Genomic DNA, 21,476 nt, shown 5'->3' on the forward strand with positions numbered 1-21,476 from the left:
TTCAGGCCTCCAGGCTTGGCAGGATGCCGGCGGAGACGGCGGCGTTCAGACGGCCCGAGGCGATGAGGTCGCCGGCGGCCTTGAGGTCGTTGGCCATGTAGCGGTCCTCTTCGATCGTCGGCGAGACGGCGCGAAGGGCGGCAGCGGCCTTCTGTAATTCAGGGCTCGTGGCGAGCGGCGCGCGGAATTCGACGCCTTGGACGGCGGTCAGTGCTTCGATGCCGACGATTGAGAACAGGTTCTCGGTCATCTGCAGCAGGCGGCGCGCGCCGTGGCAGGCCATGGAAACGTGGTCTTCCTGGTTCGCCGACGTCGGCGTCGAGTCGACAGACGCCGGATGCGAGAGCTGCTTGTTCTCCGACATCAGCGCCGCCGAGGTGACTTCCGCGATCATCAGACCAGAGTTCAGGCCCGGCTTCTTGGCGAGGAAGGCCGGCAGGCCGTAGGAGAGAGCCGGGTCTACGAGCAGCGCGATGCGGCGCTGCGAGATCGCGCCGATCTCGCAGACGGCAAGGGCGATCTGGTCGGCGGCAAAGGCAACCGGCTCGGCGTGGAAGTTGCCGCCGGAGACGACCGAGTTGTCTGAAAGAACGAGCGGGTTGTCGGTGACGGCGTTGGCTTCGGTTTCAAGCACGCGGGCGACCGAGCGCAGCAGATCGAGGCAGGCGCCGTCGACCTGCGGCTGGCAGCGGATGCAATAGGGATCCTGCACGCGCTCATCGCCTTCGATGTGGCTTTCGCGGATTGCCGAGCCGGCAAGCAGCGCGCGGAGAGCCGCGGCCGTATCGATCTGGCCGCGATGACCGCGCAACGTATGGATATCCGGATGGAAGGGCGCTGACGAGCCCATGGCCGCATCGGTCGACATGGCGCCGGTGATGAGTGCCGCCTGTGCGGCACGATGGGCGCGGAAGAGACCGGCGAGTGCCAGCGCCGTCGACGTCTGGGTGCCGTTGATCAGCGCAAGGCCTTCCTTGGCGGCCAGCACCACCGGTTTGAGGCCGGCGGCGGACAGCGCTTCGCCGCCGGACATGCGACGGCCTTCGAAATAGGCCTCGCCGTGGCCCATCATGACTGCGGCCATATGGGCGAGCGGGGCGAGGTCGCCGGAGGCGCCGACCGAGCCCTTTTCGGGAATGACAGGGATGACGCCCTTTTCGAGCATAGCTTCGATCAGCCGCACGAGTTCGAGGCGGACGCCGGAGGCGCCGCGACCGAGGGAGACGAGCTTCAGCGACAGGATGAGGCGAACGACGTTCTCGGCGAGCGGCTCGCCGACTCCGCAGCAATGTGACAGGATCAGGTTGCGCTGCAGCGTTGCAACGTCGGCGCTGTCGATCTTGATCGAGGCGAGTTTGCCGAAGCCGGTGTTGATGCCGTAGACCGGCGCGTTACCGGCGACGATCTCGGCAATGCGGGCGGCAGCCTTGTTGATGCCGGCGTCAAAGGACGGATCGAGGCGGGCCGGCTCGCCGGTCCAGTAAATGGTTTCGAGATCGCGGAGGGGCACGGAGCCCGGGTGTAGAGTGATGGTCATTGACCGATCCTTTGCCCTCTAAAGATGCGTTCATGAAGCGGATTGAAGCCGATGCGGTAGACGAGCTCGGCCGGATCCTCGATGTTCCAGATTGCCAGATCGGCGGATTTTCCGACTTCGATCGTGCCGGTTTCGGCCAGTAGGCCAAGCGCGCGGGCGGCTTCGCGCGTCGCACCGGCAAGGCATTCGGCAACCGTCAGCCGGAAGAACGTCGCCGACATGTTCATGGTGAGAAGCAGCGAGGTCAGCGGCGAGGTGCCGGGATTGCAGTCGGTGGCGATCGCGATACGCGCGCCGGCATCACGCAAAGCCTGGACCGGCGGCAGGCGGTCTTCGCGCAGCGCATAGAAGGCGCCGGGCAAAAGCACGGCGACCGTACCTGATTTGGCCAGGGCCGCAGCCCCTTCGGCGTCGAGATATTCGAGGTGGTCGGCCGAAAGCGCGCCGTAGGAGGCCGCGAGCTTTGCGCCGCCAAGGTTGGAGAGCTGTTCTGCGTGCAGCTTGACCGGCAGGCCGAGTGCCTTGGCGCGGTCAAAGACGCGGGCGATCTCGGCAGTCGAAAACGCGATGCCCTCGCAGAAACCGTCGACCGCATCGACCAGGCCTTCGGCATGGGCGGCGTCGAGGCCGGGCAGCACGACATCGGTGACGTAGTCATCGTTGCGGCCCTTGTAGTCCACAGGCGTTGCGTGTGCGGCGAGATAGCTCGTCATAACGCGCACCGGCCGCAGCGTTTCGAGTTTGCGGGCGGCACGCAGCATGTTGAGCTCGGCCGTGACGTTCAGTCCGTAGCCGGATTTGATTTCGACGGTCGAGACGCCTTCGGCAAGAAGCGTGTCGAGCCGCGGCAGGGTGCTTTCGACAAGCTGGTCGACGGTCAGCGCATTGGTCGCCTTGACCGAGGAAACGATGCCGCCACCGGCACGCGCAATCTCTTCATAGGTGGCGCCTTCGAGGCGCATCTGGAATTCGCGGGCGCGGTTGCCGCCATGAACGAGATGGGTGTGGCAGTCGATGAGAGCGGGCGTCACTACGCGGCCCTCGTAGTCCGTCGCTTCAAGGCTGCGTGCGAGGTCGGCGGGCAGTCCGCTCTCCGGCCCGGCATAGGCGATACGCCCATCGACGACCGCAACGGCCGCATTCTCGACGAGGCCAAGACCGTCAACGGTTTCGCCAAGCGTCACGAGACGCACATTGCGCCAGATGCCGGATGTCTGCCTGCGGGTCGAGAGTTCGTTCATCAGGTCGCCTCCACTGAATATAATGTATATACATATTAATTCGCTCCACAAGGGGAAATTTATGGAGCCTGCGGAAAAGGAAAGGGTGATCGGCCGAGTGAAACAGAACGGGGGCTTTGAGGAGATGACCGTAGAACTCTGATTTCTCGGGAATTTCTCACCCCCGGTTCGTCATCACCGCAGGCAAAAAGAAAAGGCCCCGAGCCATGAGGTTCGGAACCTTTGTCTGTGTCCTTGGAATGGGGATCGCGACGCGTGCCCGCGACCCGAAATCCTGCCGGGCCGCGAAAACAGATCACGCTAAACCGCGTGATCCGCCTTAGTGCGCAGCCGTTCAACCACCTCGACGAAGCGATTTCCGGCAATGTCGAGGCGACCGCTGTTGTCGATCACGCTGACATCCGGGCCTGAGGTCACGTCTGGAGCCTGGCGGCTGAGGCGTCGCAAAACTTCCTCTTCACTTTCGCGACCGCGTTCGGCAAGCCGCTTTGCAAGCACAGGCGTCTCGGCTGTAACAACGACGACGGCGATCTCGCCGAAGGCTTCGCGGAACGCCGGCAGGGCACCACGGCTGCCATTGACGATCGCCGTCATGCCGTCCCTGACATTCCTGAGCACGACGACGGGGATGCCGTATTTCAGCCCATGCGCATCCCAGAAAACGGCGAAGGCGCCGTCCTTCTGCATCTCGACGAACTCGTCTTCCGAGACGCTTTCATGTACCTCACTGCCGGCATCCGACGGACGGGTAATGACGCGGCGGACGAAATGCACGTCGTGACAATCCGCGAAATGCCGGGCGGCAAAGCCCATGACGCTGTCCTTGCCGGCGCCGCTCGGTCCAACAACGACGACAAGCGCGCCGCCCTGGTTGTTCGCGCTCATGCGACACGCCGTCCTTCGCGCCAGACGGAGCGCACGACCGGGATGCCTTCCTTGCGATGGACGCGAGCGATATCGGCGCGAAGGCCGACGCCGATGCGGCCGCGGTCATCGAGACCGACGGTACGCGCCGGCGTCGACGTCACCATGGCGATTGCCTTTGGCAGGTCGACGGCGTCGAGTTCGTCGGAGAGCACGAAGGGGGCGTGGATCAGACTGAAGGGCACATAGTCCGACGACAGCACGTCGAGCACGCCGCGCTCGGCGAGATCGCGGGCGGCGATGTTGCCGGAGTGCGACTTGCCGCGCACGATGTTCGGCGCGCCCATCAGAACGCTGAGGCCCGCGCGGTGCGACGCCTCGGCGGCCTCGAAGCTCGTCGGGAACTCCGCAAGCTTGATGCCGAAGCCGATCGATTCCTCGACGTGGTCGACGGTCGCGTCGTCATGGCTGGCGATCGTGATGCCGCGGGCCGCACAGGCCTCGGCGAGCGCGGTGCGGTGCGGACCGGCATACTTGGCCGACAACGCCTGCTGCCGCTCGACGAAGCGCGCGAATTCTTCGTCCGAGAAGCCGCGCTTGGCTTTGTAGTAGAGCGTGTACTGGTCCATCGTCTGGAACTGGCGCTGGCCCGGCGCATGGTCCATCAGCGAGACGAGCTTGACCTGCGGATCGTTCTGGAAGTCCTCGTAGTGATCGAGCACGTCGGACGTTGAAACTTCGCAGCGCAGGTGGATCAGGTGATCGGCGCGAAGGCGACCCTCTTCCTTGGCCTGGGCCAGCGCGTCGGCCATGCTGCGCATCTCGCCCTTCTGGAAGCCGCCATCCTCGTCGGAGCCGAGACGCAGGCAGTCGAAGACCGTGGTGATGCCGGAGGTGACCACCTGTGCGTCATGGGCCTGGATTGCCGCGATCTTCAGCCAGCGCACGCCCGGGCGCGGCGAGTAGTGGGCTTCGAGGTGGTCGGTGTGCAACTCGATGAGGCCGGGGATCAGATAGTCGCCTTCAAAGTCCTCGCCGCTGGCAACCGTGCCCTCGGAAATGTCGGCAATCTTGCCGTCGCGGATCAGCACCGAACCGTCGAGGATACTATCCTCGAGGACGATGCGGGCGTTGGTCAAAACCTGTTCTTTGCTCATCTCATGCGATCTTTCGTTGGGTGTCGCTGCCGAGCGGCAGCAGGGAGCGGACAGTAAAGGGTGCGCCGCGCTCCGGTTCGACGAAGAGCGCGACTGACGTGACGTGAAGTGGCTTGCCGATATGCTCGGCAAAGGTGGTTTCGAGCGCGGTACGCATCACGCCGCTGGTTTCCGTGGGCACCGGGCCAGTCAAGGTCAGGTGGAACTGGAACTCTTCGAAAACATAGGGATAGCCCCATTCTTTGAGGTAGCGCCTCTGGCGCTCAGGCAGGCTGTTTGGCTTGCGGCGGGCAAAGTCGGCGTCCGACAGCGGCGCGCGGAACGGGTCGAAGCGGTGAACGGCGTCTTCGGCCAAATCCAGCAGGTCGACGCAAGGCGCGGACGGCACGAGTGCGAAGAACGGGCCCAACTGGTGCAGCACGATTTCGGGGATCTCGAACGGGTCGAGGTCGGCGGCAAAGCACTCGAAAATACTTAGGAGCTCGTCTTCGTCCCGGCCTTCGGCAAGCTCGAAGGGAGCCTTCAGCGTACCGTGGAAACCGTAGCGCCGCGGGTCAGCCGTCAATGTGCGTTGCGTCTCTTCGTCAATCCCGGCGATCGTCGGAAGCGTGAGGTCCTCACCGGTAAAGGCGTCGCGCCCCAGCCAACGGGACGCGACCTGCGACAGCCGGTCGTCCGCCGGCGGCGCGAAATAGATGGCATAACGCACGGTCTTCACTTTCTTGTAGCGACCGGCCCGCCAGGGCGGCGGGTCGATTGTTTGCGGGATGCGATGCGCAGCTAGCCGATTTCCATGACAACATCATGATGGCGGACACGCAAATGCTTGGCTGTCGTCAATGTGCCTTGCTGCCCATCAGGCGCGAACGGCACGCGTTCGAGATGCTGTCGAAAATAAAGACAACCAGCAAGATCAGAAGCACCATATAGGCGACATTTTCCCAATCGGAATTGGTACGCATCGCTTCCCAGAGTTTGAGGCCGATACCGCCGGCGCCGACGGCGCCGATGATCGTCGCCGAGCGAGTGTTCGATTCCCAGAAGTAGAGCGCCTGGCTGGCAAAAACCGGCAGCACCTGCGGAAGCACGCCGAAGCGCTGCACGGCAAGCGGCGTCGCTCCGACCGACTTCACGCCCTCGCGCTGCTTGTCATCGATGTTTTCCAGCGCCTCGGAATAGAGTTTGCCGAGCGTACCGGTGTCGGTGAAGAAGATCGCGGAGATGCCGGCAAGCGGTCCGGGGCCGAAGGCGCGGGTGAAGAACAGTGCCCAGATGAACATGTCCACCGACCGCAGGAAGTCGAAGAAGCGCTTGACCACCTGGTTGGTCAGGAAGCTCGGCGTGATGTTTCTGGCGGCAAGGAAGCAGAGCGGGAAGGCGATCAGCGACGCAATGAGCGTGCCGACGAAAGCCATGACAACCGTCTGCAACAGCTTCGTCCAGACGTCCAGATGCTGCCATTCGGCGTTATAGAGGATGTTGTTCCAGGCGAGCGAAAGGTTCGAACGCGTCGGGTCGATCTGTTCGCCGGATGTGATGAGCGCGACGACCTCGCCATAGCTTTTGCCGAAGAAGGGCGAGTTGGTGTCGAACAGGAAGTTCGCCCAACCGAAGAAGCGGTTGCGGACGGAAACCTCGTCGCCTTCCACTTCGGCCCACCCGGTGGCGCCAAAGGCAAGCACGATCTTTTCGCCTGGCCGCTTCTGTGTCGCCCAGGCGGGCAGTTGGCCCTGCGGCCTCACCGTGTCGGCGCCGTCGACGGTCATCACAAACGTGTCGCCGCCGTGGGTAGCCTTCACCAGACCATCGGCGATCTCGATCCTGGTCGAGCGGTCGTAGGTTACGACGACGCGCGTCAGCACGTCTTCCGTCCGGGTTTCGACACGGTTCTGCGTTTCGGCGGCGGCTGTGCCACCGAGCGCGGAGCCGGGCGCCATGAAGCTGAACGACGAGCTTGCCTTCGGCTTGACCGCCTGCGCGGTGGAGGCCGGTATCTCGACCTGGCGCGTCACCGTCTGCCTGTCGAGCTCCACCCAATCCGGATTGGGATTGGGCCCGAGCGGCGAATTGCGCTGATAGTTGAGACGCATCGTCCGGTCGGGGGCGACGTGGATTTCCGGGCGTACCTCATAGGAAACCCAGTCGGCGAGGTAGGTGCCAGCGATGCCCCAGTTGGCATTGCCGAGCACGTGGCCGATCGAGAAGAACCACCAGCTGAAGATGAGGTAGGCGACGACGCCGCCGGCGATGGCTGCGGTGCGCACGCGGCTGGAGGTCGAGGATTTGAGGAGGTCGGGATGGCGGCTCGCGATCGCGTCCATTTCCATCGGGTTCAATCGTGTGGTCGTGGTCATGGTACGCACCTACTGGGCAAGCTGGAAGGCCTGCTCGCCAACGAGGCGGCGGCGAAGCCAGGCGGAAAACTGGTCGACGGCAAAAATGGTCGCAAACAGCAGGAGGACGATTGCAAGGGTCTTGGCCTGGTGTCCCTGGCCGATCGAAAGGCGCAGCAATTCGCCGATGCCGCCGCCACCGACGGCGCCGATGATCGTCGAGGCGCGCACGTTGATCTCGAGGCGCAGCAGGAAATAGCTGGTGAAATTGGGCAGCACCTGCGGCACCATGCCAAACCAGACGCGCTCGATCCAGTTGCCGCCGGCAGCCCGCAGGCCCTCGTCCGGCTTCATGTCGGCGTTTTCGACCACTTCATAAAAGAGCTTGCCGAGCGCGCCGATCGTGTGGATCGAGACAGCGGCGATCGCCGGAATGGGGCCGAGCGAGAGGATCGCGAGGAAGAAGCCGGCTATCACCACCTCCGGAAAGGCCCGGAGCACCTCCATGATGCGGCGAACGATGCCGCGGATCCATGGATTGGGCATCAGGTTGCGCGCGGCAAGGAAGCAGAGCACGAAACCGAGGGCCGTACCGATCACCGTCGAGAAGATCGCGATGTTCACGGTCTCCAGCATCTTGTGCACGTATTCGGGGATGTAGAAGCTTTCGGTCAGGTACAGCCGGCCCTCGGGGTAGTTGTACTTGAAGCTGCCATCGTCATAGGGCGAGGGCAGGTCGAACATGGCGCGGAAAATTTCTAGCCCGTCGCGCGGCGCGAGATCGCCGACGAAATCGAAGAAATGCGGCAAACGGTCGAAGAACTTGCCGGCATTGGAATCGTTGGCGAACCAGAGCGAGCCCGATAGCGCCAGGAGGAGAACGCCGAAGCCAAGCCAGGAATAGAGCCGGCGGCGGGAACTGAGTTCCTGCCAGTGACGCTCGATGACGGCGCCGTTGTCGCTCAGATGTCGCGGGAGCAGGGAAGTTGCCATGACCGTTCCGGCTTTCGCCGGCCTCTTGAGCATTTCCAGGTAAAGTGCGAAGCGGTTTTCCGCCCCGGAAATGCGTGAAAACAATGCGGCGAAGGATGCGAAAGCACCCCTTCAAACAGTGAAACGCTGGCCGTTTGGGCGGCCAGCGTTCCCGAGTGGTGCGGGTCTATCAGCCGCCGATCGTCGCCTTGCGGGCGTCGATGATCGGCTTGTAGAAGTCGGCGTTGACTTCGGTGTAGCCGGTGAAGTCACCGCCCTGGATGGCCGAGAAGCAGGCCGCGTCGGTCTTCGGCAGGTCCAGCATGAACTGCTTGAACTTCGCCTTCATGTCGTCGTTCATCGTGTTGCGCACGACGATCGGGCCGTTCGGGATCAGCGGCGACTTCCAGAGCTCGACCAGGTCGTTCATGTCGAGGATGCCCTTGTCGACCATCTTCTTCAGGTTGCCCGAGGTGTAGCCGTCCTTGAATTCGCCGACGCCCGAGCCGAAGGTCGTGCCGGCATCGAAGGTGCCCTTGACGACTTCGAGAACGAGGTTTTCGTGACCGCCGCCGAAGCCGGTTTCACCGAAGAATTCCTTGACCGGGGCGCCGATCGCTTCCGGGAGCGTGACGAGCGGGACGAGGTAGCCCGAGGTCGAGTCCGGGTCGGCAAAGCCGAGCTTCTTGCCCTTCAGGTCTTCGATCTTGGTGATGCCGGAATCCTTGCGGGCAACCATGATCGAGTGGTAGCCGGTCGAACCGTCGGTCTGAACGGTCGTCAGGATCGGCTCGACGGCGTCAGCCTTGGCGAGGTAGATCTTGGCGTAGCCGGAAGCGCCGAGTTCGGCGTAGTCGAGCGTGCCGCCGAGCAGGCCCTGGATGACGCCGTCATAGTCGGCGGCCGGGAACAGCGAGACCTTCTCGACGCCAATGGCGGCCGGCAGCTTGTCGACCAGGCACTGGAAGTTGCGCAGGCGGTCGGCTTCGTTTTCGCCGCCGAGGATGCCGATGCGGAATTCCTTCAGGTCTTCAGCCTGGGCGTGGCCGACGAGGGCGAGGAGCGCTACGGCGCCCAGAAGAGCTTTCTTCAGCATAAGGTTCTCCCGTGTCCGGCTTGGCCGGATCCTATTGGGTTTCAAAGAGGTGCCCTTGACGCGGGCTTTCGATCATGGCGGGCGTCAGATGCCGGCCAGTGCCAGCGGCTTGAGGCCGGCCGATGCCGTTTCTTCCTGCGGTACTGCCGCCGGGATGTTGATGCTGGTGGAGGTCATCGATTCCTCGATGCCTGTGTCGGCGCCGTAGATCTCGGCAACCGCTGCCGCGGTCAGATCCTTGGGTTGGCCGTCGAAGACGACGCGGCCATGCGCCATGCCGATGATGCGTTCGCAATAGTTGCGGGCGGTATCGAGCGTGTGGAGGTTGGTGATCACCGTGATGCCATCGCGCTCGTTGATATCGCGCAGCGCATCCATGACGATCTTGGCGTTCAGCGGGTCGAGCGAGGCGATCGGCTCGTCGGCAAGCAGAACCTTCGGCTGCTGCATCAGCGCGCGGGCGATCGCGACGCGCTGCTGCTGGCCGCCGGAAAGCGTGCCGGCCGGCTGGAGCGCGGTCTGCTCGATGCCGAGGCGCTCAAGTGCGCCGATCGCCATGATGCGTTCTTCACGGGTAAACATGTTGAGGATGCTCAAAACGGTCGAGCGGTGGTTGAGACGCCCGAGCAGCACGTTGGTGAGCACGTCGAGGCGCGGCACCAGGTTGAACTGCTGGAAGATCATCGCGCAGTCGCGCTGCCAGGTGCGAAGGGCAGCACCGCGCAGCGACGAAACTTCCGTGCCGTCGAAGACGATCGAGCCGGATGACAGATCGACGAGGCGGTTGATCATACGCAGAAGCGTCGACTTGCCGGCGCCCGAGCGGCCGATCACGCCGACCATCTGGCCCTGGGGGATGTCGAAGGTAACCGAACTCACGGCTGTCTTCTTGCCGAACTGGCGGGTTACATTCTTCAACTGAAACATGTCTAGCAGGTCCTCTTCCGGGGAGACCGGTCATCGGTATGACCCTGCCATATCGGCGCTTCATGAAGCCGGAATGTCAGTTTGTTGTAAGTTCTGTTACAGTTCACAGCCCCGCATGTTTGGTTAACAAAATTTGAATGGCTGCGCGCAGGCGCCTGCGCTCCCGTCAACTTCAAGGGGCGCGCATCAACATCGAGCGGATATCTGTGGTCGGAGCCGCCGTCGCGGCGCAGGACCGGCGCAGTTGCTAGCTCTGTGGACCGGGGTCCAGCGTCGCGCCGGGAATATAGAGCGCAATCGGCCGGATCTCGTAGATCGCGGTCGGATTGGAGCGGCGCAATTCGCGCGCGGCGTCAACTGCCGCGTCGATGGCCGGGAAGTCGACGACGTAGAGGCCGAGCAATTGCTCCTTGGTTTCGGCGAAGGGGCCATCGGTGACAATGCCTTCGCCCTTGCCCCTCAGCGTCACAGCACCTTCGGTAGGCCCGAGCCGTGCGGCCGGGCCAAAGGCCTTCTGCTGGACGAACCGGTCATGAACTTCAAGCAGGTCGGACATCAGCGCTGCGTCCTCCTCCTCGGTCCAGGATTCGACGACGCCTGCTGTATGGTAGGCCAAGATTGCGTAATACATGAACCGTCCTCCCGCGCGTATTCGTGTCAGGTTTTGCCGGCCGCATCAACGCCTCGTCGTGCGGACGGCGTCACCGAGCGTGCCACCGGAGTGGGGCGCGTGTTCAGCGGATCAGCCCCAGGCCGCCGCAGCCCAGCGACAGGCCTGCCTGGCAATCCGAGAACGGCGCTTGATCTCGCCGCGGGCTGCTGCGTCGCGGGCCCTCCAGACGGGGCCGCGCGCGAGCGAGCGGGCAACTTCGCGCCCGGGTAGATATCTTCGGCTGAGCGCGCGAAGGCCTTCATCGATCGCGGCATTGCCGAAGACCTCGTCACAGTCGTATTTCGACCCCGGCGCGGCCCGCAGTATCGTGCTGGGCGTGGCCTTCCTCGCCTGCGGCCAACTCTGCTCGGGCTAGCGTTCCAATCGAGCCGGGCTGAACTTTACGGCATCGAGGCCGATCGCTTCGAAGGCCTCGGGCGCTGGTGCACCGACGAGGAGGCTTGCGGCGAATGCGCCGAGCGCCGGTGAGGTGAGGATGCCGTAGCCGCCCTGGCCGGCGAGCCAGAAGAAGTCCGAACGCTCGCGGGCAAAGCCGATCACTGGAAGCTTGTCCGGCGAGAAGCTGCGCATGCCGGCCCAACTCTTGAAGATACGGCGCACCGGCACGGTCGTTGCCTCCTCGACGTAGTGCGCAGCCCAGGCGACGTCGATCTCCTCCGGCTGGACGTCGGTCGGATCGCACGGCGTTGCGTCGGCGGGCGAGGAAAGCAGCCGCCCGCCTTCGGGCTTCATGTAGAAGTCTTCATCGATCTCGTTGATTTCGGGCAGCGTCAGCGCGTCGATGCCTTCGGGCAGGTCGACGGTGATTGCGGTGCGGCGATGCGGCACGATGCCGATGGGGGCGACGCCGAACGATTGTGCGACGGGATCGGCCCAGCCGCCGGCAGCATTGACGATCGTCTTTGCACTGACTTCGCCGGCACTCGTCGCCAGCACCCAGCGGTCGCCGTTCCGGCGCGGCGCCAGCACGTCCGAGCGCTCGATAATTACCGCGCCATGGCGACGCGCGCCCCGGACGTAACCCTGCAGCAGGTTCTCGACTTCGATGTCCCAGAATTGCGGATCGTAATAGGCCGCAGCCACATAGTCGCGGCGCAGGATCGGCACACGCGCGATCGCCTCGTCGACGGTCAGCCGTTCAATTTCGGCGTTGGCACGGCTCTCCGCGGCAAACACCTCTTCGAACCGGGCAACTTTCTCGGCATTGGCGATCATGACGCCACCGCGCTGCTTGAGCAGCGCCACTTCGGAGAAGCCCTCAGGTGGATTATCGAAAAAGCCCTTGGATATCGCCGCCAGCGCACAGACCTCCGGCGCGTTATAGCGCAGCACGAACTCTGCCGCCGAGCGGCCGGTGCTGTGGTAGCCGAGCCCTTCTTCCCGCTCGATCACCACGACGGAGCGATGCGGTGCCAGGAAATAGGCAAGCGACAGGCCGGCGATTCCACCGCCAATGATCGCCACGTCGTAGTCTTGCATGTCCGCCTCCGTTAGTTGTCGGCCGGACCATAGGCAAGGCGTCATCTGTGTTCAAATTTATAACTGGAAAGGTGGCTATCAATCCTGATGATGGTCGGCCCGATCGTCGAGGCAGTGGTCCAGCGGCTCCGTATCGGCCACATGGGCAAGAAATGCGGCCTCTGCCGGATTGAGGATCGCATTCGGATTGGAGATGCGGAAGACATCGGTGCTGGGCAGATCGCTATAGGGCGGCAGCTGCCACAGTTGGCCCGCCGCGACGGCTGGCGATGCCAAGTGATCCGGCAGCATGCCGATGCCGACATTGGAGGCGATCAGCCGCATCACCTCCTCGACATTGCAGGAGACGGCGCGGACCTGCTGGCCAAAAGACCCGATCGCGCGCACGGCGGTTACCGAGTTCATGTGCTGGCCGCCCAAAACGTCGGCGATGAAAGCGATATAGGGATTGCCCCTGAGGTCGTTGAAGTCGACACCTTCGACCCCGAAAAGCGGATGGCTTCTGCCGCAATAGAGCGCATAGCGCTCGCGCACGTGAAACCGCCTGTTCAGCCAGTCAGGAATGTTGCCGTCGCATAGGCCCATGGTCGCAACATTGCGCTCGACGGCGCTCAACACATCCACGGTAGTTGCGACCGTGACCGACAGCGTGACCTTGGGGTGCAGGCGAAAGAAGCTTTCGAGCTTGCGGTCCCAGGCGGGATTATGCGCGTGGCTGACCGAGTGGATGTTGAGATGGCCGGTGATCTCCTCGCCGGCGGTTTCAAGAACATTCGGCAGGCGGATGACGGCTGCGAAGATATCGCGGCACTGCGCATGCAGGCGCGCACCGGCGTCGGTCAGGTTGAAACGCCCGGGACGCCGGTCGATGAGTTTCTGGCCGACGGTTTGCTCCAACCGCTTCAACGCCATGCTGACGGCCGGCTGTTGCAGGAGCAACCGGTTGGCGGCGGCCGTGATGCTGCCTTCCTCGACGAGCACGACGAAGGTGCGCAGCAGATTCCAGTCGAGATTGTGGGCGAAGCGTTCGAGGCGGTCATTGGCCATGGTCGTGGCTTGCTTCTGATCTCTGGCGTTGAACTGGCCCTTTGTTCTGCAAGGAGGGAAGCGGAGCGAAGGACGTCCGTTCTTGTCGTCATATTCCAGCGAATTTGCAACATGGGCTGCTCGATGGCGAGGGAGGGGCCATTCCCCGGACGCATGAGGCGGTGCCTCAATTTCGTTTGAAACGGCATGCACCCCTTGCGATAACGTGAGCCGAATAATCCGATGGGAGAGAAACATGGCCGGCAAGACGCAATTTCAATGGGATGATCCGTTCCTCCTCGACGATCAGTTGACCGAGGACGAGCGTATGATCCGCGACACCGCGCGGGCCTATGCGCAGGACCGGCTGCAGCCGCGCGTCATCGACGCCTACCGCGAAGAATCGACCGATCCGGAGATCTTCCGCGAGATGGGCGAGCTCGGTCTGCTCGGCGTCACCGTTTCCGAAACCTATGGCGGCGTCGGCGCTTCCTACGTCGCCTACGGCCTCGTTGCTCGCGAAGTCGAGCGCGTCGATTCGGGCTACCGCTCGATGATGAGCGTGCAGTCGTCGCTGGTGATCTATCCGATCTATGCCTATGGTTCTGAGGAGCAGAAGCAGAAGTACCTGCCGAAGCTCATCAGCGGCGAGTGGATCGGCTGCTTCGGCCTGACCGAGCCGGACGCCGGTTCTGACCCGGCCGGCATGAAGACGCGCGCGATCAAGACCGAGAGCGGCTACCGCCTCGTCGGCTCGAAGATGTGGATCTCTAACGCACCGATCGCCGATGTCTTCGTTGTCTGGGCAAAGTCGGAAGCGCACGGAGGCGCCATCCGCGGTTTCGTGCTCGAAAAGGGCATGAAGGGTCTGTCCGCCCCGAAGATCGCCGGCAAGCTGTCGCTGCGGGCGTCGATCACCGGCGAAATCGTCATGGACAGTGTCGAGGTCGGCGAAGAAGCGCTGCTGCCGAACGTCGAGGGTCTCAAGGGCCCGTTCGGCTGCCTCAACCGTGCCCGCTACGGTATCTCCTGGGGTGCGCTCGGCGCTGCCGAGTTCTGCTGGCATGCGGCGCGTCAGTACGGTCTCGATCGCAAGCAGTTCAACCGGCCGCTGGCGCAGACGCAGCTCTTCCAGAAGAAGCTTGCCGATATGCAGACGGAGATCACGCTCGGCCTGCAGGGGTCGCTGCGCGTCGGCCGCCTGATGGACGAAGGCCGCATGGCCCCGGAAATGATCTCGATCGTCAAGCGCAACAATTGCGGCAAGGCGCTCGACATCGCCCGCATGGCCCGCGACATGCACGGCGGCAACGGCATCTCGGAGGAATACCAGGTCATGCGCCACATGGTGAACCTCGAGACCGTCAACACCTACGAGGGCACGCATGACGTCCATGCGCTGATCCTCGGTCGCGCCCAGACCGGCCTTCAGGCCTTCTTCTGAGCGGTGCCGTCATGGAAACGCCGCTGAAGGGCATTCGTGTCCTGGAATTGGCCCGCATTCTGGCGGGCCCATGGATCGGCCAGACGCTGGCCGATCTCGGTGCCGACGTCATCAAGGTGGAAAGCCCGGCCGGCGACGACACCCGCACCTGGGGCCCGCCCTTCGTTGCGGACGAGGAAGGCGAGAAGCTCGATGCCGCCTATTTCCACGCCTGCAACCGCGGCAAGCGCTCGGTGGTGCTCGACTTCACGACCGAGGAGGGGCAGGAGGCCGTGCGCCGCCTTGCCGCCCAGTCGGACGTGCTGCTTGAGAACTTCAAGGTTGGCGGGCTTACGAAATACGGGCTCGACTACGAGAGTCTGAAGAAGATCAATCCGCGGCTGATCTACTGCTCGGTCACTGGCTTTGGCCAGGATGGTCCCTATGCGCACCGCGCCGGCTACGACTACATCGTCCAGGGCATGAGCGGCATCATGGACCTGACCGGTGAGCCCGATCGCGAGCCACAGAAAATCGGCGTCGCCTTCGCCGATATCTTCACCGGTCTTTACGGCGTGATTGCCGTGCAGGCAGCACTTGCCCAGCGCGAGCGCACCGGCGAGGGGCAGCAGATCGACATGGCGCTGCTCGACTGCATGACGGGCGTGCTTGCCAACCAGGCGCTCAACTTCCTCGTCTCGGGCAAGGCGCCGCGCCGGCTCGGCAATGCGCACCCGAACATCGCGCCCTATCAGGTCTTCCCGACCTCGGACGGTCACCTGATCGTCGCTGTTGGTAACGACCGGCAGTTCGTGAAGTTCTGCACCCTGCTCGGGCGTTCGGATCTTGCGACCGACGAGCGTTATCTGACCAACGCGCTTCGCGTGCAGAACCGGGACACGTTGACGCCGGAACTCGCCGCCGAAACCGCGAAGATCGAGCGCGATACGCTGTTGAAGTTGCTGGAAGATGCAGGCGTGCCCGGCGGACCGATCAACACCGTTGCCGACGTCTTTGCCGATCCGCAGATCGAGCATCGGCAAATGCGTGTGGATACGCCGCATTCGGGGGCCGCTGCCGGTACGTCGCCCGGGGTCCGGACGCCGATCCGGTTTTCGGCCGCCGAGCTTGCGCTCGAGCGTGGCGTGCCGCGACTTGGAGAGCATACGGCCGAGGTGTTGGCCGAAATCGGGATGGACGCGTCGAAGAGCTATTAACGCGACGTGAGACGCTGAGTGTCTCGTTTAGGCGTGACCTGAAGAAAATAGCGAAAGCCCTGGAAATCGGAGAGATTTCCAGGGCTTCTTTGTTAAGCCTTGAGGGCGCGATCAAAGACGCGCGACAGCCGTTCGGCGAAGCCGCGCGGGTCCTGCGGCTTGTCGCCATCGAGCACGCGCGCCTGGTCGAGCAGGAGTTGGACGGCGTCCGTGCGGAACGCCGTATCGCCGGCGGGGCTCGCGGCCATGGCGGTGATCAGAGCGTGGCTCGGGTTGATCTCAAGGATCGGCTTGGGGGCGTCGTCGAGACGGCCAGCACCTTGCAGCATCTTTTCGAGCTGGCGGTCGGGGCCGTGTTCGGGTGCCACCAGGCAAACGGCGCTTTCTGTCAGGCGGTCGGAGGTGCGCACGTCCGAGACGGACGCACCGAGCGTCTCCTTGGCGAACGCGACGAAGTCGATGACCAACTGGCTGGCCTGCGGCGCTTCTTCCTTGGCCCCCTCGGCCTTGGCGATGGCGCTGAGATCGGCCGCACCCTGCGTGATCGACTTCCACGGTTTTCCGTCGAAATCGGGCGCGGATGTGACCCAGAAGCTATCGACCGGATCGGTCAACAGCAACACCTCGATCCCGCGGGCGCGAAAACCTTCGAGCTGTGGTGAGGCCTTGAGCTGGGCGAGGTTGTCACCGGTCAAGTAATAGATCGCCGACTGGCCGTCCTTCATGTCCTTGACGTAATCGGCAAGGCTGCGCTGGCTCTCATCCGAAGTAGTGGTGCGGAAGCGCGACAGCGCCACCAGCTGCTCGCGGCGCTCGTAATCCTCATAGATGCCTTCCTTCAGCACGCTGCCGAAGTTTTCCCAGAGCTTGTCGAAGGTCTCTGTCTCGTTTTCCGCAAGCTTCTCGATCGCCGTCAGCACGCGATTGGTGACGCCCTTGCGGATGCTGGCGAGCAGCGGGCTTTCCTGGATCATCTCGCGCGAAACGTTGAGCGGCAGGTCCGACGTGTCGACGAGGCCGCGCACGAAACGCAGGTAACGCGGCAGCAATTCCGCTTCGTCGGTGATGAAGACGCGCTTGACGTAGAGCTTCATCCGGCCCTTGCGGTCGGGGTCGAACAGATCGAATGGCTTGGAGCCGGGCACGAAGGCAAGGGCCGTATATTCATGGCGGCCTTCGGCGCGGAAATGCACGGTCAGCGCTGGGTCGTCATACTGTCCGGCGACGCCGCGGTAGAAATCGGCGTAGTCTTCCTTGCTGATCTCGCTCTTCTGCTTGGTCCAGAGCGCGGTGCCGTCCCCGACCTGGACAGGCTCGGCATCGGGCTTTTCGAGAATCGAGATAGGCACCGGCACGTGGCCGGATTGGTCCTTGACGATGCGCTCGACGGTCCAGCGCGACGTGTAGGTCTTGGCGTCTTCCATCAGGTGCAGCGTGATGCGTGTGCCGCGCGCCGGGGCGTCCGCAAGTTCGGCTGCGGAAACGGTGTAGCTGCCCTTGCCGTCGGACGACCACAGGAAGGCGTGCTCCGAGCCGGCGCGGCGCGATACGACATCGACCTTGTCGGCGACCATGAAGGCGGAATAGAAGCCGACGCCGAACTGGCCGATGAGCTGCGCGCCCTCCTTGCCCTGGGCGGCTTCAATGCGCTCCATGAAGGCGCGTGTGCCCGAGCGGGCGATGGTGCCGAGCGCTTCGACAAGCTCGTCGCGACCCATGCCGATGCCGTTGTCCTCGACGATGAGCCGGTTATTTTCCTCGTCCAGCGTCAGGGTGATGCGGGGTGTCGGGTCGCCGGCCAGAAGCTCCGGCGAGACGATCGCCTCATAACGCAGCTTCTCGCAGGCATCCGCCGCGTTCGAAATCAGTTCGCGGAGGAAGACGTTCTTGTCGGAATAGACCGAATGCACCATCAAATGGAGCAGTCGCGCCACATCGGCTTCGAAGACATGTTTCTCTACGGACATTTCGGTTTCGCTCATTGCCTGGCAACTCCTTTGGGTTTCGCCCCAATTGGCAAGCTATGTCCTGAATTTCAAGGCCCGACTTGCGCACTCCCCATTTCTGGACAATGCTGCACTGCGAAAGATCACTGAACACCAGCGAAACGATGCTTCTTCAACGGGGTCGAAGGCGAGGAATTCGCAAGGGCGACAAGTCGCCGTAACACTCCGCTGTTATGTTCCTGCGACCCGGGCAGATGGTCTTGGGTCATCATGCCGAGTTCATATCGCGCTCTGCCGCCAGTCGATTTGACTAAGGTCAATGCGCGACGAATTGCGTTGCTCTATTGGCCTTGGCGACGGGGCTGACCTTCAATCGCACCGAGGAGTGGACATCATGCCCAAGCATTCCACGAGCCCGACAATCCCGACTTTCGCAGATGCCTATTCCTTTTCGCTCGATGCTTGGCAACGTTCGATCCTTTTTCTCGATGTCATGCGTCAGCGCGGCGCGCAATACGAGGAACATCGCACGCAGACCGCGCCGAACGTGCTGGAGTTCGAGGCCCAGCTTGTTACCGATGGGCGCACGCTCGCCCGGCCGGTGAACTATGCGCTGGTCAGCATCGTTCCGCCCGAGGGCGTCACGGTCGATCCGGCCAAGCGTCCCTTCGTCGTCGTCGACCCCCGGGCCGGCCACGGCCCCGGCATTGGCGGCTTCAAGGCCGACAGTGAAATCGGTGTCGCGCTGAAAGCGGGCCATCCCTGCTACTTCATCGGCTTCTTGCCGGATCCGGTTCCTGGACAGACGATCGAGGACATCGCACTGGCCGAAGCCGGCTTTCTCGAAACCGTCATCGCCCGCCATCCGGAAGCGGACGGAAAGCCCTGTGTGATCGGAAACTGCCAGGCGGGTTGGGCGGTCACGATCGTCGCCGCGCTGCGTCCCGAACTCTTCGGCCCGATCATCATTGCCGGCGCGCCGCTGTCCTATTGGGCAGGCGTGCACGGGCAGAACCCGATGCGCTATTCCGGCGGGCTTCTCGGCGGCAGCTGGCTGACGGCGCTGACCGGCGACCTCGGCGGCGGCATATTCGACGGTGCCTGGCTGGTGCAGAATTTCGAGAACCAGAATCCGGCCAACACCCTCTGGACCAAGCAATACAATCTCTATTCGAAGATCGACACGGAAGCCGCGCGCTACCTCGGGTTCGAACGCTGGTGGGGTGGCCACGTCACGCTCAATGCCGAGGAGATGCAGTTCATCGTCGACGAACTCTTCGTGGGCAACAAGCTTGCCGCGGGCGAAATCCGAACATCGGACGGCACGGCGATCGATCTTCGCAACATCCGCTCGCCGATCGTGGTCTTCTGCTCCAAGGGCGATAACATCACCCCGCCGCAGCAGGCGCTCGACTGGATCCTCGACCTCTATGACAGCGTCGACGAAATCCGGGCCTACGGCCAGACGATCGTCTACACCGTCCACGAGACCGTGGGACATCTCGGCATTTTCGTCTCCGCCGGCGTCGCGCGGAAGGAACATGACGAATTCGCCTCCAATATCGAGTTGATCGACGTGCTGCCGCCTGGGCTTTACGAGGCGGTGCTGACGCCGGCGAACGAGGCGGCCGAGGGCAGGGCGCTCGTCTCCGGAGAATGGCTGATGCGCTGCGAGCCGCGCACCCTCGAGGACATCCGCGCTCTTGGCGGCAACGACATCGAGGATGACAGGCGTTTTGCCACCGCGGCGAAGCTTTCGGAGATCAATCTGGCGCTCTATCGCACCTATCTGCAGCCGATGGTCAAGGCAGCGGCAACGCCGCCCGTGGCGGAGGCGATGCGCAACATGCACCCGCTGCGTCTGCAATACGCGCTTTTCGGGCCCGACAACCCCTTCATGGCCTGGACGTCGGCGCTCGCGGACTATGTCCGTGAAAACCGCGAACCTGCTGCCGCCGGCAACCCGTTCATCGCCTGGCAGGAGGCGCTGTCGCAGCAGATCGTGGACGGGTTAGAGACCTGGCGACGGACGGCTGAATATCTTTCGGAGCAAAGCTTCCACGCCATCTACGGCGCTCCGACCCTGCAAGCGGCACTCGGCATCGACACCAACTCGGACCAGCCGCCGCGCAAAGCGGAGAAGAGCCTCTTGCACCGCGAGCTCGTCAAGGCGCGGATCGCCGAACTCAAGGCCAGAATGGCCGTGGGCGGAACCTGTGAAGGTCTTGCCAGAGCCCTGACCTTCGTCGGCATGGCGCGCGGAGGCGCGGACGAACGCGGCTTCGAGGCTGTGCGCCGGCTCCGGCTTTCCCATCCGGAAGCAAAGCAACTGAGCCTGGCCGACTTCAAGACCGTTATGCGGGAGCAGTATTTCATGCTGCTGATCGACGAGGCTGCGGCGCTCGCCGCCCTTCCGAAGCTGCTACCGGAGGCGGTCGAGGAGCGTCGCAGTGCCTTTACGGCCCTTCGTGAGGTACTGGAGGCATCCGGAGCCGTGACGGGCGTGGCTGCCGAGCGGTTGCAGCAGGTTGCCGCGCTCTTCCGCCTGGACAGCGAGCCGCCGGTTCCGATCGCGGCGGGCAAGATCATTCGCAATCGAACCGCTACCTGATGGGGGAGTATCGACGTGTCCGAGGTAACCGAACTGCCGATTGAGCAGTCCAAATACGATCTCCTGATTGCCACCGCGCGAGACGAAACGCCGGCGGTCACCATTGTCGCGCATCCCTGCGACGAGACCTCTCTGCGCGGTGCGTTGGAGGCCGCGCAAATGGGGCTGATCGCGCCCGTTCTCGTCGGGCCAGAGGCAAAGATCCGCAGCGTGGCCGCCGAACACGGCCTCGACCTCGGTCGGTGCGAGATCGTCGACGCGCCGCATAGCCATGCGGCCGCAGCGAAAGCGGTGGCGATGATCCGCGAGGGTCGCGGCGAGCTGCTGATGAAAGGCAGCCTCCATACCGACGAACTGATGAAGGAGGTCGCGGCGTCGGCGACTGGGCTCAGGACCGATCGAAGGATCAGCCACGTCTTCATCATGGACGTGCCGGGGCATTCAGAGACGCTCTTCATCACGGACGCCGCCATCAATATCTTTCCCGACCTCGAAGCCAAGCGCGACATCGTGCAGAATGCCATCGATCTCTGGGTGACGATCGGCCTCGGCGAGCCGCGCGTCGCCATCCTTTCTGCGGTCGAAACGGTAACGACGAAGATCCCGTCAACGATCGAGGCGGCAGCACTCTGCAAGATGGCCGAACGCGGCCAGATCACCGGCGGCCTGCTCGATGGTCCGCTTGCCTTCGACAACGCGATCGACCCGGAGGCAGCAAGGATCAAGGGCATCACGTCGCCCGTGGCCGGCCGCGCCCAGATTCTGGTGGTGCCGGACCTTGAGGCGGGCAACATGCTCGCCAAGAACCTGACGTTCCTGTCCCATGCCGACGCTGCCGGCATCGTGCTTGGAGCGCGCGTGCCCATCGTGCTGACGTCGCGGGCGGACTCCGTGCGCACGCGCCTCGCCTCCTGCGCGGTCGCCGCGCTCTATGCGGCGCGCCGGCGGGCCTCGCAAGTTGCGGCGGTATGACC

General features: G+C 63.6%; 17 protein-coding genes. 4 read left to right on the top strand and 13 right to left on the bottom strand.

What is annotated here, in order from left to right; translation table 11 throughout:
* Position 1: 1 nt before the first annotated feature.
* The 12 genes from hutH to ASD63_RS30675 form a co-directional block, all read right to left on the bottom strand.
* Complete coding sequence (hutH, locus tag ASD63_RS30620) at positions 2-1,537, bottom strand: histidine ammonia-lyase (RefSeq protein WP_060530312.1); 1,536 nt, start codon at positions 1,535-1,537, stop codon at positions 2-4.
* Positions 1,534-2,778: an imidazolonepropionase gene (gene hutI, locus ASD63_RS30625; protein WP_060530313.1), complete on the bottom strand. Its 1,245-nt coding sequence runs from the start codon at positions 2,776-2,778 to the stop codon at positions 1,534-1,536. The genes hutH and hutI overlap by 4 nt, the downstream gene beginning before the upstream one ends.
* Positions 2,779-3,078: 300 nt before the next feature.
* Entirely contained in the window at positions 3,079-3,663 is a 585-nt protein-coding gene (phnN, locus tag ASD63_RS30630; RefSeq protein ID WP_034799577.1) for a phosphonate metabolism protein/1,5-bisphosphokinase (PRPP-forming) PhnN, read from the bottom strand.
* Positions 3,660-4,799 carry an alpha-D-ribose 1-methylphosphonate 5-triphosphate diphosphatase gene (locus ASD63_RS30635; RefSeq protein WP_060530314.1) on the bottom strand — a complete coding sequence of 380 codons (1,140 nt, stop codon included), beginning with the start codon at positions 4,797-4,799 and terminating at the stop codon, positions 3,660-3,662. The genes phnN and ASD63_RS30635 overlap by 4 nt, the downstream gene beginning before the upstream one ends.
* Before the next feature lies 1 nt (position 4,800).
* Positions 4,801-5,508, bottom strand: a complete 708-nt coding sequence (locus tag ASD63_RS30640; RefSeq protein WP_060518331.1) for a DUF1045 domain-containing protein — start codon at positions 5,506-5,508, stop codon at positions 4,801-4,803.
* Between the two features lie 127 nt (positions 5,509-5,635).
* Complete coding sequence (gene phnE, locus ASD63_RS30645; protein WP_060530315.1) at positions 5,636-7,153, bottom strand: phosphonate ABC transporter, permease protein PhnE; 1,518 nt, start codon at positions 7,151-7,153, stop codon at positions 5,636-5,638.
* A gap of 9 nt (positions 7,154-7,162) precedes the next feature.
* Positions 7,163-8,125: a phosphonate ABC transporter, permease protein PhnE gene (phnE, locus tag ASD63_RS30650; protein ID WP_060530376.1), complete on the bottom strand. Its 963-nt coding sequence runs from the start codon at positions 8,123-8,125 to the stop codon at positions 7,163-7,165.
* A gap of 169 nt (positions 8,126-8,294) precedes the next feature.
* A complete protein-coding gene (gene phnD, locus ASD63_RS30655; protein WP_034799586.1) occupies positions 8,295-9,200 on the bottom strand; it encodes a phosphonate ABC transporter substrate-binding protein in 906 nt (301 codons plus the stop codon).
* Positions 9,201-9,284: 84 nt separating this feature from the next.
* Complete coding sequence (gene phnC, locus ASD63_RS30660; protein WP_034799588.1) at positions 9,285-10,127, bottom strand: phosphonate ABC transporter ATP-binding protein; 843 nt, start codon at positions 10,125-10,127, stop codon at positions 9,285-9,287.
* A 247-nt stretch (positions 10,128-10,374) separates the two neighbouring features.
* A complete protein-coding gene (locus ASD63_RS30665) occupies positions 10,375-10,758 on the bottom strand; it encodes a YciI family protein (RefSeq protein WP_034799590.1) in 384 nt (127 codons plus the stop codon).
* Positions 10,759-11,151: 393 nt separating this feature from the next.
* Entirely contained in the window at positions 11,152-12,279 is a 1,128-nt protein-coding gene (locus ASD63_RS30670) for an FAD-binding oxidoreductase (RefSeq protein ID WP_060530316.1), read from the bottom strand.
* A gap of 78 nt (positions 12,280-12,357) precedes the next feature.
* Positions 12,358-13,326, bottom strand: coding sequence for a LysR family transcriptional regulator (locus tag ASD63_RS30675; protein WP_060530317.1), 969 nt, complete (start codon positions 13,324-13,326; stop codon positions 12,358-12,360).
* Positions 13,327-13,561: 235 nt separating this feature from the next.
* On the opposite strand from ASD63_RS30675, the gene ASD63_RS30680 reads away from it, so the two are divergent.
* Both ASD63_RS30680 and ASD63_RS30685 read left to right on the top strand, forming a co-directional pair.
* Positions 13,562-14,749, top strand: coding sequence for an acyl-CoA dehydrogenase (locus ASD63_RS30680; protein ID WP_060530318.1), 1,188 nt, complete (start codon positions 13,562-13,564; stop codon positions 14,747-14,749).
* 11 nt (positions 14,750-14,760) lie between these two features.
* The gene (locus tag ASD63_RS30685; protein ID WP_060530319.1) at positions 14,761-15,945 is read left to right on the top strand and encodes a CaiB/BaiF CoA-transferase family protein; all 1,185 of its coding nucleotides are present in this window, start codon (positions 14,761-14,763) and stop codon (positions 15,943-15,945) included.
* 92 nt (positions 15,946-16,037) lie between these two features.
* Here ASD63_RS30685 and htpG read toward each other — a convergent pair whose 3' ends face one another.
* Entirely contained in the window at positions 16,038-17,927 is a 1,890-nt protein-coding gene (gene htpG, locus ASD63_RS30690; RefSeq protein WP_060530320.1) for a molecular chaperone HtpG, read from the bottom strand.
* Positions 17,928-18,285: 358 nt separating this feature from the next.
* On the opposite strand from htpG, the gene ASD63_RS30695 reads away from it, so the two are divergent.
* Both ASD63_RS30695 and ASD63_RS30700 read left to right on the top strand, forming a co-directional pair.
* Positions 18,286-20,502, top strand: a complete 2,217-nt coding sequence (locus tag ASD63_RS30695) for a DUF3141 domain-containing protein (RefSeq protein ID WP_060530321.1) — start codon at positions 18,286-18,288, stop codon at positions 20,500-20,502.
* A 15-nt stretch (positions 20,503-20,517) separates the two neighbouring features.
* The gene (locus ASD63_RS30700) at positions 20,518-21,474 is read left to right on the top strand and encodes a phosphate acetyltransferase (RefSeq protein WP_060530322.1); all 957 of its coding nucleotides are present in this window, start codon (positions 20,518-20,520) and stop codon (positions 21,472-21,474) included.
* Positions 21,475-21,476 lie beyond the last annotated feature (2 nt).

This window comes from Ensifer sp. Root558 (genome assembly GCF_001427045.1).
In the GTDB taxonomy this organism is placed as follows: domain Bacteria; phylum Pseudomonadota; class Alphaproteobacteria; order Rhizobiales; family Rhizobiaceae; genus Ensifer; species Ensifer adhaerens.

Bases quoted from the DNA above. Each gene is read 5' to 3' on its own strand.
- phnC (WP_034799588.1), bottom strand. From the start codon at position 10,127: ATGTTTCAGTTGAAGAATGTAACCCGCCAGTTCGGCAAGAAGACAGCC.
- phnE (WP_060530376.1), bottom strand. From the start codon at position 8,125: ATGGCAACTTCCCTGCTCCCGCGACATCTGAGCGACAACGGCGCCGTC.
- phnE (WP_060530315.1), bottom strand. From the start codon at position 7,153: ATGACCACGACCACACGATTGAACCCGATGGAAATGGACGCGATCGCG.
- ASD63_RS30675 (WP_060530317.1), bottom strand. From the start codon at position 13,326: ATGGCCAATGACCGCCTCGAACGCTTCGCCCACAATCTCGACTGGAAT.
- phnD (WP_034799586.1), bottom strand. From the start codon at position 9,200: ATGCTGAAGAAAGCTCTTCTGGGCGCCGTAGCGCTCCTCGCCCTCGTC.
- hutI (WP_060530313.1), bottom strand. From the start codon at position 2,778: ATGAACGAACTCTCGACCCGCAGGCAGACATCCGGCATCTGGCGCAAT.
- phnN (WP_034799577.1), bottom strand. From the start codon at position 3,663: ATGAGCGCGAACAACCAGGGCGGCGCGCTTGTCGTCGTTGTTGGACCG.
- hutH (WP_060530312.1), bottom strand. From the start codon at position 1,537: ATGACCATCACTCTACACCCGGGCTCCGTGCCCCTCCGCGATCTCGAA.
- ASD63_RS30670 (WP_060530316.1), bottom strand. From the start codon at position 12,279: ATGCAAGACTACGACGTGGCGATCATTGGCGGTGGAATCGCCGGCCTG.
- ASD63_RS30635 (WP_060530314.1), bottom strand. From the start codon at position 4,799: ATGAGCAAAGAACAGGTTTTGACCAACGCCCGCATCGTCCTCGAGGAT.
- ASD63_RS30685 (WP_060530319.1), top strand. From the start codon at position 14,761: ATGGAAACGCCGCTGAAGGGCATTCGTGTCCTGGAATTGGCCCGCATT.
- ASD63_RS30680 (WP_060530318.1), top strand. From the start codon at position 13,562: ATGGCCGGCAAGACGCAATTTCAATGGGATGATCCGTTCCTCCTCGAC.
- ASD63_RS30695 (WP_060530321.1), top strand. From the start codon at position 18,286: ATGCCCAAGCATTCCACGAGCCCGACAATCCCGACTTTCGCAGATGCC.
- ASD63_RS30665 (WP_034799590.1), bottom strand. From the start codon at position 10,758: ATGTATTACGCAATCTTGGCCTACCATACAGCAGGCGTCGTCGAATCC.
- htpG (WP_060530320.1), bottom strand. From the start codon at position 17,927: ATGAGCGAAACCGAAATGTCCGTAGAGAAACATGTCTTCGAAGCCGAT.